Genomic DNA, 14,466 nt, shown 5'->3' on the forward strand with positions numbered 1-14,466 from the left:
CGGGCGGCGCTCAGCCGACCGGGCGGTCGGCGGGATCGCTGCCGCCCGGGGGGATCGGCGGCGCGCGCAGCGCCTCCTCCAGCAGGGCAGGGGCGGCCTCGATGGCGTCGAACAACTCGGCGAAGCGGCGGATCACGAAGAAGGTCGGCTGCAGCGTGTCGATGCGGTAGTCGCTGCGCAGCACCCGCCGGAGGTCGAAGCGCAACCGCCGCGCCGCGCTGGCGCCTTCGACAGGCGCCGCGCTGCCGCTTCCGGCCTGCGCCGCGCTGCCCTCGGCGGCCCGCACCGTGCCCCCGGCCGTGGCGTGCAGCGTTTCCGTGCGCGAGGACAGGATGCCGGCCCCGAAGGCGCGGATCTCGCCCTCCTCCTCGATCAGCCCGAACTCCACCAAGTGCCAGTACAGCCGCGCCAACGGCCGCAGCCGCTCGGACCCGCCCGCATCCCGACCCACCGCGCCGTAGCGCTGCAGGAAGGCGGCGTAGTCGGGCTGCAGCAGCAGCGGCACGTGGCCGAGGAAGTCGTGGAACACGTCCGGCTCCACGATGTAGTCCAGCTCCTCCGGCCGGCGGATCCAGGCGGTCACGGGAAAGCGCCGCCGCGCCAGCAGGTCGAAGAAGGGCGCCTCCGGGATCAGCCCGGGCACCGCGGCCAGGCGCCAGCCGGTGGCCGCTTCCAGCCGGTCGGAGGCGCGGGCGAAGTCCGGCACGCCGCCGGCGCAGTCCAGCTGCTTCAGCGCCTCGCGCCAGGCGCGCGCGGCATGGCCGGGAAACAGCGCCGCCTGCCGGGCATAGAGGGCGCGCCAAGTGGCGTGGTCCGCGTCCGTCGGCGGCCGCTGGTCCACCGTGCCGTCCGGCCGCGCCGCCGGGTAGTTGCCGCGCAGGCCGGCGGGCAGGCCGCCCGGAATGTTGCCGTCCATAACGCCCATCTCCTCCCGCAGCCCTGGGGGAACGAGGTTAGCGTGGCGCCGGGAGGGAAAAGCGGCGAAGCAGGGTGCCGGAACCGCGCGTGCTGGCGGAATCCGCTCGCGAAAGGCCCGCGCATGGCGAAATCTCCTCCGATCCTGGACCGCACGGACCGGCTGATCCTGCGCGCCCTGCAACGCGACGGGCGGCTGTCCGGGGTGGCCCTGGCCGCCGCGGTGGGCCTGTCGCCCACGCCCTGCGCGCGGCGCGTGAAGCGGCTGGAGGATGCCGGCGTGATCAGCCGCTACGCCGCGGTGGTGGACCCCGCCCGGGTCGGGCTGCCCCTGCAGGCCTTCGTGTCCGTGGCCCTGTCCTCGCACGCCGAGGAGGTGGTGTCCGCCTTTCACCAGGCCCTGGCGGCGCGGCCGGAGGTGCTGGCCGCCTACGCCATGTCGGGGGAGATGGACTACCTCCTCCACGTCGTGGCGGCGGATTTCGAAGCCTATGCCGCCTTCGCGCTGCGCGCCCTGCTGCGCATGCCGGGGGTCAAGGACACCCGCTCCTCCTTCGTGCTGAACGCGCTCAAGCCGGGCGGCGAGGTGCCGGTGGCGTGACGCGGCGCGGCCCCCCCGGGTCACATCAGCGGTAGCCACCGGCCCGTGTGTCAGGCCGGTGTCAAACTCCCCTGCGGACCGGACGTATAGGGAGACTGCGGTCAGCCGTGCGCCACAGAAACGGGCAAAAAAACAATGCACACCGAAAAGCCCGACGCGGTCAGCCGTCTGGAAGCCGAACTGGAACAGGCCCGCGTGGAGGCCGAGGACGCGCGCGACGAGGCCGCCGCGCTGCAACTGGAGCGCGACGCCGCCGTGAACCAGTGGCGGCAGGCCCAGGACGCGCTGCACCGGGCCGAGCTCCGGGCGCAGCAGCTGGCCGCCCAGCTCGCCTCCACCGAGATGCAGCTGCACCAGCAGCGCAGCCTGGACGCCACCACCGCCGAGGAGCTGCGCGTCGCCTTCGAGGAGCTGCGCGCGAATTCCGAGGAGATCGAGGAAGCCAACGACGCCCTGGTCCGCGCCAACACCTCCCTGGAGGAGCGGGTGGCGGAGCGCACCGCGGCGTTGGCGCTGGAAACCGCCCGGCTGCGCACCGCCACGGACGCGCTGCCCAACCTCGTCTGGGTGTCCCGCGACGGCGGCGACTGGAGCTGGGCCAACCGGCGCTGGGTGGACTACACCGGCCAGCCCGAGCCCGACACGCACGGGCTGGGCTGGCTGGACGCCATCCACCCCGAGGACCGCGAGAACACCATGGCGGCCTGGGCCGCGGCCCTGGAGCGGCGCGAGCTGCGGGTGGAACACCGCATCCGCGGGGCCGACGGGCGCTGGCGCTGGTTCGTCACCCATGCCCTGCCGGTGGTCCTGCCCGAGCCGGCCTTCGAGAGGGAGGAATGGTTCGGTGCCTGCACGGAGGTGGACGAGGCCCGGCGCACCGTGGCCGCCCTGCGCGACAGCGAGGCGCGGCTGCGCGGCTTCGCCGAGGCCACGCCGGACGTGCTTTGGATCATCGACGCCCGCAGCGGCCGCCTGGACTATCTCAGCCCCGCCTTCGAGCGCATCTGGGGCGAGCCGCCCGAGCGGGTCATGCGGGACCTGTCGCGCTGGTACGACATGCTGCACCCCGAGGACCGGGACCGCGCCGCGGCCGCGCTGAAATCCGTGCTGTCCGGGCAGCGGCGGGAGGTGGAATACCGCATCCGCCGCGCCCCGGACGGGGCGGTGCGCTGGATCCGCGACACCGGCTTTCCCGTGCTGGACAGCGAAGGCCGCGTCCACCTGGCCGCCGGCGTGGCCCGCGACATCACGGAACGCCGGCAGGCCGAGGAACAGCAGCGCCTGCTGATGCGCGAGCTGGACCATCGCGTGAAGAACGCCCTGGCCGTGGCCCAGGCCCTGGCGGCCCAGACCGCCCGCAGCAATCCCGCGCCGGCCGCCTTCGTGGATGCCTTTTCCGACCGGCTGCGCGCCTTCGGCCACGCACAGGACCTGCTGACCCGCGAAGGCTGGCGCGGCGCGTCCCTGGCCGATCTGGTGGCCATTACCCTGAAACCCTATGACGGCAAGGCGGACCGCGTGCGGGCGGAAGGGCCGCCACTGCGCCTGCCGCCCGCCACCGTGACGGCGCTGCACCTCGCCCTGCACGAACTGGCCACCAACGCGGTGAAGTATGGCGCCCTGTCCGCCCCGCAGGGCCGCGTGGAGGTGCGCTGGAACAGGGCCGGCGACAGGCTGCGCATCCTCTGGAGCGAGCAGGGCGGCCCGCCCGTGTCCGGCCCGCCGACGCGCCACGGCTTCGGCCTGCGGCTGCTGCAACGCGCCATTCCCCGCCAACTGGGCGGCACGGTGCTGCTGGACTATCATCCTGCCGGCGTGCAGTGCCGCATGGAGTTTCCATTCCCCACCGCGCCAGATGCCGGACCTGACCCATCGCGGCTGTAGGGCCGGGACCCTGATCGCGCTTTGATCGTGTACTCGCCTGCATCTTCCCTTATAACGGCCTCTGGCGGAGTGCCCTGCGGCGGGGATGCAGACACGGGCAATGACGGTTTTCCTGCTTTATCCGCGCAAATCCGAACTCCGGGACACGGCCTGGAAGAGCAGCGCCTACCAGGGCATCTGCCTGGTGGTGGCCGAGGGACCCCAAAGGGCGCGCCTCTACGCCGCGGCCGCCTTTCTGCACCCGATCGCCACGGATGACCCTCCGGAGGGCAGTGCACCGGAACAGGGCGGCGCTTGGCTGCAGCCGCGCCTGGTTCAGCTGCAGGAAGCATCGGACAATGCGGTGCGGACCTCGCTGCCCTTCGGCGCGATCATCGCGCCGGGCCATGCCTGCCCTTATCTGCGCGCGGACATGGCGCTGCACCTCGCCCGCACCGCCACCCCGCCGCACCGCGCGGCCGAGGAAAGCTCGGCGAGCAACCGGGACTTTTCCCTCGCGCCGGCCTAAAAAGGGTATCCGACCCCGTAACTCCTGGCCGGAGAGCGCATGCGCGAGCACGACATCATCGTCATCGCGGCCTCGGCCGGGGGGGTCGAAGCCCTGATGCGGCTGTGCGGCGGCCTGCCCGCCGACCTGCCGGCGGCGGTGTTCGTGGTGCAGCACGTCAGCCCCGCCTCGCCCAGCGCCATGCCCCAGCTGCTGGGACGCTCCGGCCCGCTGCCCGCCTGCCACCCCGCGGATGGCGAGGTGTTCCGGCGCGGCCAGATCTACGTGGCGCCCCCCGACCGCCACCTGCTGGTGACCCCCGACCGCGTGCTGCTGCGCCGCGGCCCGCAGGAAAACCGCACCCGGCCCGCCGCCGACCCGCTGTTCCGCTCCGCCGCCGTGCACCACGGTCCCAGCGTGATCGGCTTGGTGCTGACCGGGCTGCTGGATGACGGCACGGCCGGGCTGATCGCGGTGAAGCGCTGCGGCGGCATCAGCCTGGTGCAGGACCCCGACGACGCGCTGTGGCCGGACATGCCGCGCAATGCCCTGCTGCGCGACAGCGTGGACCAGCGCGCCAGCCTGGCCGAACTGCCGGCTCTGCTGGCCCGCCTCGCCCGCGAACCCGCCGGGCCGGTGCTGTCCGTGCCGGATGACGTGGTGCTGGAAGCGCGGATCGCGGAACAGGAGAGCACTGTGTCCCAGGGAACGACGGTGGGCACGCCGAGCCGCCTGAGCTGCCCGCAATGCGGCGGCGTGCTGAACGAGATCGAGGAGCCGAAATCGGTCCGCTTCCGCTGCCAGACCGGCCATGCCTACGGGCCGGAAAGCCTGGCCGCGGCGCAGGTGGACGGGCTGGAACACGCGCTGGCCGCCGCGGTGCGCACGCACCGGGAAAGGGTGGTGCTGTTCCGGCGCATGGCGGATGCGGCCCGCGCCCGCGGCATGAAGAGCGCCGCCGCCCGCTGGGAGTCCAAGGCCACGGAGGCGGAAGACTCCGCCGCGCTGATCGGCGGCGCCATCTTCGCGCTCAAGGAAGCGACCGAACCGGAACCCGGCGGCTAGGACGCGGATCGCGCCCCCGGGCGCGGATCGTGTTCCCTGGCGTGGATCAACGCCCCCGGGCGCGCGGATCGCGCCCCCGGGCGTGGATCATGCCGCCGGGCGCGGAGCGCGCCCGCGCCCCCGGGCGTGGATCACCCAACCGTGTCGGGCGGCGCGCCCCCCGGCCCAGCCTCGGCATCGAGCTGCACCCGGCCGGCGGCCTCGAACAGCTGCAACACCAGCACCGGCGGGTCTTCCGACCCGAGGTGGTGCAGGCAGAACACCGCCGGGGCCGTCTCGCCGTCGCGGCGGCGCAGCGACGCCTCGAACACCAGCTCCGCCCGCTCCCCCGCCACCAGCGGCGCCACCAGCGGCCACAGCGCGTCCCGCCCCACCCGCGGCAGCAGGTCTGCCAGCGTCAGCTGCTGCAGGTGCTCGACCGGGTAGCCGAGACGCTGCTCGGCCGCCGGGTTGGCCAGCCGGAAGCGCAGCGTGCCCGCGTCGAGCACGAGGGCCGCGTGGTGCGAGCTGCCGGCACTGCGCCCGAGATAATCGGCCAGCTCCTTGCCGCGCGTCACCCCGGTGATGTCCTCCAGCATCAGCACCACCCCGCGCAGGGCGCCGTCCTCGTAGCGCAGCGGGGTCAGGCGGATGCGGCAGCGCAGCAGCCGCCCGCGCCGGTCCAGCCCTTCCAGCGCCGTTTCCAGCTCCGGCGCATCGCCGGACAGCACGCGCTGGACGTCCTCGGCCAGCAGGGACACGGGCAGGCCGATATCCACCTCGTCCAGCGGCCGGCCCACCACCTCCTCGGCCCGCAGGCCCCAGGTGTTCTCGTTCCAGCGGTTCCAGGACCGCACCACCAGCGACCCGTCCAGCACCACGACGCCGCCATCGACGCTGCGCAGCACCGCCTCGACGTAGCGGCGGTATTCCGCGCTTTCCTCGGTTTGCCGCCGCAGCTCCTCCATCGTGCCGCCCATCTGCTCGTTGGCGGATTGCAGCTCGTCGTTGGTGGTTTCCAGCTCCTCGTTGGTGGACTGCAACTCCTCGTTGGTGGTTTCCAGCTCCTCGTTGGCGGATTGCAGCTCCTCCACCGTGGTTTCCAGCTCCTGCTGGGCGACATCCAGATCCTGCTGCAGCTGGAACTGCCGGGTGGTGTCCTGGACGGAGATCAGCACGCCCTGGGGCTGCAGCGCGCCGTTGCTCAGCGGCGTCAGCTCGATGGTCAGCCGGATGCTCTCGTTGGGAGAGCGGAAATGCTCCTGGTGCTCCACCCGCACCGTACGGCGCAGCCGCAACGCCTCCTCCATGCGGCCGCGCAGCTCCGCCGGACGATAGGAGATCACGAGGTCGTGGAAGGGGCGGCCCACGTCGTTCTCGTTCACCTCCAGCAGCCGGCGTGCGGCGGCGTTGGCCAGCACCAGGGTGCCTACCGTATCCACTGCCAGGAAGGCGGTGCTGGCGCTGTCCACCAGCGCTTCCAGCAGATGTAGCTGCTGCGAGTCGTGCCCGGGCAGGGCCGGCAGGGACATCTGGCCCATGTCGGCCCGGCCGCGGCGCCAGCTCTGCGCCACCTTGCGGAACAGCCGGTGCTTCAGGTCCACCGGCTCAAACAGCCGCGACCGCGCCAGCTGGGTTTCCGCCCGGCCCAGAAACAGCACGCCCTCCTCCGCCAGGGCATAGTGCAGCCGCGGCAGCACCGCGTTCTGGGTCTCGCTTTCCAGGTAGATCAGCAGGTTGCGGCAGGTCAGCAGGTCCAGCCGGCTGATCGGCGCGTCGTGCACGACGTTGTGGCGGCCGAAGATCACGCATTTCCGCAGCTCGCGCGCGACGGTGTAGTGGTTGCCGCCACGCTCGAAATAGCGCTCCAGCAGCGCCGCCGGCACGCTTTCCACCTCGCGCGGGGTATAGGTGGCCATGCGGGCGGTGCTCAGCGCCGCCTCGTCCAGGTCGGTGGCGTAGATCTTCACGCGGCGGGAAAATTGCTCCACCCCCAGCGCCTCAGCGAACAGCATGGCCAGGCTGAAGGGCTCCTCGCCGCTGGCACAGCCGACGCTCCAGACCCGGATCGGCTGCCCCGACGCGTCGGAACGCGCCACGATGCGCGGCACCACCTCCTCGCGCAGCGCGTCCCAGGCTTCGGCGTCGCGGAAAAAGGCGGTCACGTTGATCAGCACCGTGTTCAGCAGCTCGATCAGCTCCGCCGGCCGGGCTTCCAGAAAGGCGCGATAGGCGGGAAAGCTGTCGCACCCCACCTCCTCCATCCGCTTCAACAGGCGCCGGCGCAGGCTGCTGCGCTTGTAGCCGCGGAAATCCACGCTGCGGCTGTTGCCGATATACTCGATCAGCTCTTCCAGCCCCGGTTCCATGGGGACGTCCTGCTTCTTCAATGTTTCCCCCCGGGTATCCCGGCCACCAGCGCCGCCCCGCCTGCATAGCAGAGCGGCCCGGGACGCGCGCTACCTGCCCGGGGCCTTCCCCGGGCCGATCCATCCGGGGTGGGGGAGACAAAAACCAACTTGCGGCAGCGGCGAAAGCGCCGATACAGAGGGCTGCTCTCGAAAGGGTGAGGCTATTTCCGTCAGCAAGCCGGAAACGTCGGGATCGTGGCAGGCCGAGGCGGAGCTGGAGCAGCTGCGCGTCGCGTTGGAGGATCTGCGCGAGGAAGGCGCCATCCTGGCCGCCGAGCGCGACGGCCTGGCCGCCGAGCTGGGGCGCCGCACCGCCCGCCTGCGCGAGGTGGAAGCCCTGCTGCGCGGCCGCGAACAGGCTTCGGCCGAGGCGCAGGCCTGGCTGGCCGCCCGTTCCGCCCCCGGCAGCCTCGCCGGCCGCGACGCCCAGGGCGACGAGGAATTGCAGGTAGCGCTGGAGGAGGTGCAGGTCATCGCCGAGGAGCTCGGCGAGGCCAATGCCGCCCTGCAGCACGCCAACGAGGTGCTGGAACAGCGTGTCCACCAGCGCACCGCGGCGCTGGAAGCGGCCAATGCCGACCTGCGCGCTTCGGAGGAACGGCAGCGGCTGATCCTGGACAGCGCCGCCGACTACGCCATCCTCACGATCGACGAGGCCGGCCGCATCACCTCCTGGAACGCCGGGGCGCGCAACGTGCTGGGCTGGGACGCCGCCGCCGCCATCGGCATGCCGGCCTCGCGCATCTTCACGCCCGAGGACCTCGCCATCGGGGCGGACGAGGCGGAAAAGCAGCAGGCTCTGCGCGAGGGGAGCGCCGCCGACGAGCGCTGGCACCTGCGCCGCGACGGCAGCCGCTTCTGGGGCGAGGGCAAGATGCACCCGCTGCGGCCGGGGCGCAGCCTGCCGGGCGGCTTCCTCAAGATCCTGCGCGACCGCACCCAGCAGCGCGAGGTGGAGCAGGCGCTGCACGCCGCCCTGGCCGAGCGCGACCTGCTGATGCGCGAGGTGCACCATCGCGTGAAGAACTCCCTGCACCTCGTGCAGGGGCTGCTGACGGTGCAGGCCCGCGCCCTGGAAGGCAGCGAAGCCGCCACGCAGCTGCAGGAAGGCGCCGCCCGGGTCCGCATGGTGGCCGCCATCCATGACCGCCTGTACCGCTCCGCGGCGGGAACCCTGCAGGTGGAGCTGCATGCCTACCTGTCGGGCCTGGTGGAGGACCTGCGCGCCGCCATGACCGCCACCGGCGAAGGGCGCGACGTGCAGCTGGAGATCGCCGCCGCGGCGACCTGGCCGGCCGATGCCGTGCCCACCCTGGGGCTGGTGCTGACCGAACTGGTGACCAACGCCCTGAAATACGGCGCCGGCCACGTCACCGTGCGCTTCCGCGACGTGTTGGGCGAACCCGTGACCCTGGCCGTGGAGGACGAGGGCCGCGGCCTGCCCGCAAGCTTCGACCCCAGCGCCAGCCACGGCCTGGGCATGCGGCTGGTGGCCGGGCTGCTGCGCGGCGAAGGCGCCCGCCTCTGGGTGGACCGCAGCGTGCCCCACACCCGCTTCGTGGCCCAGTTCGCCCCGCCCGAAGGCCGCCCGCCGGTCTGACATCGCCCGGGCGCGCCGGCTGGGGGCGGTCTGTCGCGTTTGGGGCTGGGTTGTTCCTGGTGCCTCTGGCGTCGGCCAGGGGCGCTGCCCCTGGACCCCGCCGGGGAGTTACGAACTCCCCGGACCCCGCGTTGAGTGCCTCCGGCGGGGGCGGGATGGCCGACGGCAGCCAGGATGGACGGCGTTGCCCAACCCGCCCCCGCCGGAGGCACTCAACGCGGGGTCCGGGAGCCTAAGCTCCTGGCGGGGTGTTCGGGCAGGGCCCCTCTGGCCCCGGCCCGAACACCCAGAACCAACCCACCCCACCCGCACACCACCCAACCGTCACGACCAGGCGTGCCGGGACCCTGCACGGCCAGTCACGGGTGGGGCGCTGCGGGCCGGCCGGTGGAATCGGCGCGAGGGCTGCAATTCCCGCGGCCCGGGCGCGTTGCAACAGGGCCTGCCCGGGCTGGCGTCGCTGGCTGCGGACGGGCGCGTCCTGCCGGCGGGCTGCCGCCCTTCCCATGACGGGACGGGCGCCACGCGTCGCGGCGCCGTCTCCAGCACCGGGATCCCCACGATGTATCTGGCCCGCTTCTCCTACGACGTCCTGCCCGTGCACCGGCAACAGGCGATGGAATTCATCCGCGGCGAGGTGGAGGCTGCGCGCAACAGCGGCCTGGGCACCCGGCTCCTGGTGCCGCTGACGCGCAGCCAGGGCGGCGCCGCCCTGCAGTTCGAGGTCGAGCTGACCAGCCTCGACCAGCTGGAACAATTTCGCCAGCGCGGCGGCGGCGGGCGCGAGGCCGGCTGGATGCGCGCCTTCAGCGAGATCCTGCTGTCCCCGCCGGTGGTGGAAATCCTGCGCGTGGACGAGGCCCGGCCGGAGGCCGACCCCGGCGTGCAAACGGCCTGAACCGCGCCGCCGGGCCTGCCGCGGCGCGGCCCCGGCCCGCCGCCCGGCCTGTCACGGCGTGATTCCGGCCCGCTGTGGCGCAGTGCCGGCCCACCGCGCGGTTCCCTGCGGCGCGGTCCTGGTCCGTCGTGGCGGGGGCGCCCTACAGCACCAGGCCCGAAGCCGGGTCGAGCAGGTGCATGTGGTTGAGGTCGGCGGTCATGGGCAGGGGCGTGCCGGGCTGGGCCGAGGTGTCGGGGGCCAGCCGGGCGCAGGCCGCCACCCCGGCCAGGGCGAAGTGCACCAGCGTTTCCGCCCCCATCGGCTCGGTCACGGCCGGCGTGGCCGTGAACGCCGCCACCCCCGGCCGACCCGCCTCGCGCGCGTCGCCGAAGTGCTCGGGGCGCAGCCCCAACACCACCTCGCGCCCGGCCTGGGGGGCGTGGCGCGCCCGCAGCACCTCGGGCACCGGCAGGGCGGTGCCGTCGGCCAGCCGCAGGCGCAGCGCCTCGTCCGCGCCTTCCAGCCGGGCGGGGAGGAAGTTCATCCCCGGGCTGCCGATGAAGCCCGCCACGAAGCGGGTGCGCGGGTGGTGGTACAGCTCCTGCGGCGGGCCGACCTGCTCGATGCGGCCCTCGTTCATCACCACCACGCGGTCGGCCAGGGTCATCGCCTCCACCTGGTCATGCGTGACGTAGACGGTGGTGGTGGGCACCAGCTGGTGCACCCGCTTGATCTCGGTGCGCATCTGCACCCGCAGCTTGGCGTCGAGGTTGCTCAGCGGCTCGTCGAAGAGGAACACCTGCGGGTCGCGCACCACCGCGCGCCCCATCGCCACCCGCTGCCGCTGCCCGCCCGAGAGCGCGCGGGGCTTGCGGTCCAGCAGCGGTGTGATGTCGAGCATGCGCGCCGCCTCCTCCACCCGGGCCGCGATCTCGGCCTTGGGTCGTTTGCGCAGGCTGAGGCTGAAGGCCATGTTCTCGCGCACGCTCATGTGCGGGTAGAGGGCGTAGTTCTGGAACACCATGGCGATGTCGCGGTCGCGCGGGGCGACGTCGTTGACCACGCGGCCGCCGATGCTGATCTCGCCCTCCGAGATCTCCTCCAGCCCCGCGATCATGCGCAGCGTGGTCGACTTGCCGCAGCCCGAGGGGCCGACAAGGACCACGAACTCGTGGTCGGCGATCTCCAGGTCGATGCCCTTCACCGCCTGCCCGCCCCCGCCCTCGTACTCCTTCACCACGCCGCGCAGTACGACCTCAGCCATTCCACCCCTCGTGGCGCCGCGCGCCGCTCACTGCTTCAGCCCCGCGCCGGCGGCGCTCTTGATGAAGTAGCGTTGCAGGAAAGCGTAGACGAGGATGATCGGCAGCACCGCCAGCGTCGCCGCCGTCATCAGCTGCGGCATGTCCGTGCCGTAGCGGTCGTCCTGCAGCAGCGCCAGCCCCAGCGACAGCGTGCGCATCCCCTCGCTGTTGGTGGCCACCAGCGGCCACAGCAGGCTGTCCCATTCGCTGAGGAAGCGCAGGATGGCCAGCGACACCAGCGCCGGCACGTGCAGCGGCACCACGATGCGGAACAGGATGCGCCATTCCCCCGCGCCGTCGATGCGCGCCGCGTCGATCAGCTCGTCCGGCGTGTCGGCGAAGGCCTGACGCATCATGAAGATGCCGAAGCTGCTGACCGCGAAGGGCAGGATCAGCGCGGCATAGGTGTCCAGCCAGCCGAGGTCGCGCACGATGATGTATTGCGGGATCAGGATCACGATGAAGGGCACCATCATGGTGGCCACGATCGCCCCGAAGATCGCATCCCGCCCGCGGAAGCGGTACTTGGCCAGCGCGTAGCCCGCCAGCGTGGAGAAGAACAGGTCCAGCAGCGTGATCGCCGTGGACACGGCCAGGCTGTTCAGGAAATAGCGCCCCAGCGGCACGCGGCTGAACACCTGCCGGATGTTCTCCCCTAGGTGCGAGCTGGGCGGGATCCACCAGGGTGAATGGGTGAAGACCTGGTCGTGCGACTTGAAGGCGGTCAGCGCCATCCACAGCAGCGGCAGGATCACCAGGGCGCAGACCGCGATCAGCACGGCATGCACCGCCAGCGTGCCCCAGCGCAGCCGCCGTGAGCGCCGTTGGCCGGCCGGACCCGCCGCCCGCCCCGCCGCGGCGGGCGCGAAGAAAGCCTGCGGCACGGGCGACAGGCCTGCGGATGCGGGCGGTGCGGCCGCCCGTGCGCTGCGCGCGACGTCTGCCTCCTCCGGCACCCGCTGCGGCCCGCCGCTCATCCGCGGCTCCGCAGCAGGCGGAACTGGATCACCGTCAGGATCAGCAGCGCGAAGAACATCAGCACCGCCATGGCGGAGGCGTAGCCCATGCGGTTGAAGCCGAAGGCGACCTCGTAGATCAGGTAGGGCAGCACCTTGGTGGCATCCGCCGGCCCGCCGCCGGTGAGCGCGTAGATCAGGCTGAAGGCCTGCGAGGTGCGGATGATCGACACCACGGTCACGAACAGCAGGAAGGGCCGCAGCAGTGGCAGGGTGATGCGCCGGAAGGTGGCCCAGGCCCCGGCGCCGTCGATGCGCGCGGCCTCGTACACCGTGGCGGGGATCGCCTGCAGCCCGGCCAGGAAGATGATCATGTAGTAGCCGACATTCTTCCACAGGCTGGCGATGATCAGCGCCGGCATCGCGAGATTGCGGTCGTTCAGCCATTGCAGCCCGCCCAGCCCCAGCGGCTCCGTCACCATCAGGGCCAGCCCGCCCAGCGGCGCGAACACCACGCGCCACAGCATCGCCACCACCACCATGGTCAGCACCACGGGGGCGAAGATCACCGCCTGGTAGAAGGCGCGGCCCTTCAGCTTGCGGTCCAGCAGGATCGCCAGCCCCAGCGCCGCCGGCAGCTCGATCGCCAGCAGCCCGAAGGTGTAGACGGCGGTGACGCGGATGGCGTTGAGAAAGTTCGCGTCCTCCAGCAGACGCTCGTAATTCCGCAAGCCGATGAAACGCTGCGGCCCCACGAGATCCCAGGAGGTCAGGCTGACCCAGAAGGCGTTGCCCACCGGGTAGATCAGGAAAACGGAAAAGAACACCACCACCGGCGCCAGCATCAGCCAGGCGGTACCGACGTGGCGCTGCGCCTGCCGCCGCCGGCGCGGCCGTGCCGCGACGCTGCGCGCGGCACCGACAGGCGCGGCACCGGCCAGCGCGGGACCAGCCTGGGCGGTACCGGCCGACGCGGCCCCTACGGCCTCCGCCGACGACGCCGCGCCCCCCGCCATCATGCCCACCTCGCCGCGGCGCGTCGTGCCGGCATCAGCTGTCCAGCAGCCGGTCCACCTCGCGCGCGAGGTCGGGCACCACCACCTCCGGCCGGTCGCCATTGGCCGAGATCCGGTCGTAGCTCTTGGCCACGGCGGAGGCGAGCTCGATGAAGCGGTGCGTTCGCGGCATCGGCTTGCCGATCCGCAGGTCTTCCAGGAAAGTGTTGAGGTAGGGGATCGCCCGCATCGCCGGGTCCTCTGCGAAGCCCTTCCAGGGCTGCACGTATTGCGCCCGCGTCAGCCAGATCGCGCGGTTCTCCGGCTTGGCGGTCATGTAGGCCACGAACTGCCAGGCCTCGCGCTGCAGCCGCGACTTGGCGCTGACCATCCAGACCCAGGGGTTCAGCCGCGTCGCCGGCGTGCCATTCGCGAATTGCGGCAGGCGGGCGATGCCGTAGACCCCGTCCTTGAAGGTGACGTTGGGGTATTTCTCCTCCACCGAGGGTGCGAGCCACAGGCCGGAATTGATCATCGCCGCGCGCCCGGCGCCGAAATCGTCCACCGGGTTGATGGTGGGCGCCAGCCCCAGCGCGGTGATCTTGCTGCCGTGGAACGTGTCGTACAGGTAGCGGAAGGCCTCCAGGCCGGCCGCGTTGTTGAAGCCGTTGCGGCTGCCGTCGGGCGACAGGAAGTCCACGCCCTTCTGCGGCAGCAGCGTGCCCCAGTAGTAGAAATGCGCCGAGTTGGAGCGCGCGAGCCAGGCCCAGCCGGCGCGGGTGGTACGGCCGCTGCTGTCGCGCTTGGTCAGTGCCTTGCCCGCTTCCGTCACCTCTTCCCAGGTGCGCGGCGGCTTGTCCGGGTCCAGCCCAGCCTCGCGGAAGAAGTCCTTGCGGTAGTACATGCTGATGGAGGCCAGATCCATCGGGATGCCGTAGAGCTTGCCCTCCACCATGAAGCCGTCCAGCACGCCCGGCTCATAGGCCGCCACCAGCTCATCCTGCGTGCGGAAGCCGAAGGCGCTGGGGTCCACCGGCGCGATCAGCTTGCGGTACACGTAGTTGGGCAGGTTGCTGTCGCCCACCGACACCAGGTCCGGACCGCCCGAGCCGCCGGCCCAGCCGGTGAGGATCTTCAGCTCGTTCTGGTTGGTCTCGAAGTCGTTGTGCACCACGTCGATGCCGGTATCGCGCTTGAAGCCCGGCACCATCACCTCGTTCACGATCCGCACGCGCGACGGAAAGGTGTGGCCCCAGTAGACCAGCTGCCGGTTGCCCTGCGCCGAGGCGCGGTGCACGGCGGGGGCAGCCAGCGCCGCGGCGCCGATTCCGCCCAGCAGCAGGCGGCGGGTGGTGGTCGTCATGGCGTGGTTCCTCCTGTTCCCGGTCC

The 14,466-nt window shown here is 72.1% G+C and carries 12 protein-coding genes; 6 read left to right on the forward strand and 6 right to left on the reverse strand.

Annotated features, from left to right (window positions below):
• Nucleotides 1–10: 10 nt before the first annotated feature.
• Entirely contained in the window at nucleotides 11–916 is a 906-nt protein-coding gene (locus ACLIBK_RS17760) for a hypothetical protein (RefSeq protein WP_415388625.1), read from the reverse strand.
• Nucleotides 917–1,039: 123 nt separating this feature from the next.
• Between ACLIBK_RS17760 and ACLIBK_RS17765 the strand changes: the two genes are divergently transcribed.
• From ACLIBK_RS17765 to ACLIBK_RS17780, 4 genes are all read left to right on the forward strand, one after another.
• On the forward strand, nucleotides 1,040–1,516 hold the full coding sequence (locus ACLIBK_RS17765; protein ID WP_415388626.1) for an Lrp/AsnC family transcriptional regulator: 477 nt from the start codon (nucleotides 1,040–1,042) through the stop codon (nucleotides 1,514–1,516).
• Between the two features lie 135 nt (nucleotides 1,517–1,651).
• Nucleotides 1,652–3,400, forward strand: coding sequence for a PAS domain-containing protein (locus tag ACLIBK_RS17770; protein ID WP_415388627.1), 1,749 nt, complete (start codon nucleotides 1,652–1,654; stop codon nucleotides 3,398–3,400).
• A gap of 100 nt (nucleotides 3,401–3,500) precedes the next feature.
• Entirely contained in the window at nucleotides 3,501–3,908 is a 408-nt protein-coding gene (locus ACLIBK_RS17775; RefSeq protein WP_415388628.1) for a hypothetical protein, read from the forward strand.
• Nucleotides 3,909–3,947: 39 nt separating this feature from the next.
• The gene (locus tag ACLIBK_RS17780) at nucleotides 3,948–4,952 is read left to right on the forward strand and encodes a chemotaxis protein CheB (RefSeq protein ID WP_415388629.1); all 1,005 of its coding nucleotides are present in this window, start codon (nucleotides 3,948–3,950) and stop codon (nucleotides 4,950–4,952) included.
• A gap of 131 nt (nucleotides 4,953–5,083) precedes the next feature.
• Here ACLIBK_RS17780 and ACLIBK_RS17785 read toward each other — a convergent pair whose 3' ends face one another.
• On the reverse strand, nucleotides 5,084–7,300 hold the full coding sequence (locus tag ACLIBK_RS17785; protein WP_415388630.1) for a CheR family methyltransferase: 2,217 nt from the start codon (nucleotides 7,298–7,300) through the stop codon (nucleotides 5,084–5,086).
• Nucleotides 7,301–7,577: 277 nt separating this feature from the next.
• Here ACLIBK_RS17785 and ACLIBK_RS17790 point away from each other — a divergent pair, with 277 nt between their 5' ends.
• Together ACLIBK_RS17790 and ACLIBK_RS17795 are read left to right on the forward strand one after the other, a co-directional pair.
• Nucleotides 7,578–8,942 carry a sensor histidine kinase gene (locus ACLIBK_RS17790; protein ID WP_415388631.1) on the forward strand — a complete coding sequence of 455 codons (1,365 nt, stop codon included), beginning with the start codon at nucleotides 7,578–7,580 and terminating at the stop codon, nucleotides 8,940–8,942.
• Nucleotides 8,943–9,504: 562 nt separating this feature from the next.
• Nucleotides 9,505–9,840, forward strand: coding sequence for a hypothetical protein (locus ACLIBK_RS17795; protein ID WP_415388632.1), 336 nt, complete (start codon nucleotides 9,505–9,507; stop codon nucleotides 9,838–9,840).
• Between the two features lie 142 nt (nucleotides 9,841–9,982).
• On the opposite strand, the gene ACLIBK_RS17800 is transcribed toward ACLIBK_RS17795, so the two are convergent.
• From ACLIBK_RS17800 to ACLIBK_RS17815, 4 genes are read right to left on the reverse strand one after another with little or no spacing between them, the layout of a single operon-like run.
• Nucleotides 9,983–11,086, reverse strand: coding sequence for an ABC transporter ATP-binding protein (locus tag ACLIBK_RS17800; protein ID WP_415388633.1), 1,104 nt, complete (start codon nucleotides 11,084–11,086; stop codon nucleotides 9,983–9,985).
• A gap of 27 nt (nucleotides 11,087–11,113) precedes the next feature.
• Nucleotides 11,114–12,103 (reverse strand): carbohydrate ABC transporter permease, encoded by a 990-nt coding sequence (locus ACLIBK_RS17805; protein WP_415388634.1) that lies wholly within the window; start codon nucleotides 12,101–12,103, stop codon nucleotides 11,114–11,116.
• Nucleotides 12,100–13,101, reverse strand: a complete 1,002-nt coding sequence (locus ACLIBK_RS17810; protein ID WP_415388635.1) for a carbohydrate ABC transporter permease — start codon at nucleotides 13,099–13,101, stop codon at nucleotides 12,100–12,102. The genes ACLIBK_RS17805 and ACLIBK_RS17810 overlap by 4 nt, the downstream gene beginning before the upstream one ends.
• Nucleotides 13,102–13,132: 31 nt before the next feature.
• Nucleotides 13,133–14,440 (reverse strand): extracellular solute-binding protein, encoded by a 1,308-nt coding sequence (locus ACLIBK_RS17815; protein ID WP_415388636.1) that lies wholly within the window; start codon nucleotides 14,438–14,440, stop codon nucleotides 13,133–13,135.
• Between the last annotated feature and the right edge of the window lie 26 nt (nucleotides 14,441–14,466).

This window comes from Roseomonas sp. BN140053 (assembly GCF_047690175.1).
Lineage (GTDB): Bacteria > Pseudomonadota > Alphaproteobacteria > Acetobacterales > Acetobacteraceae > Roseomonas.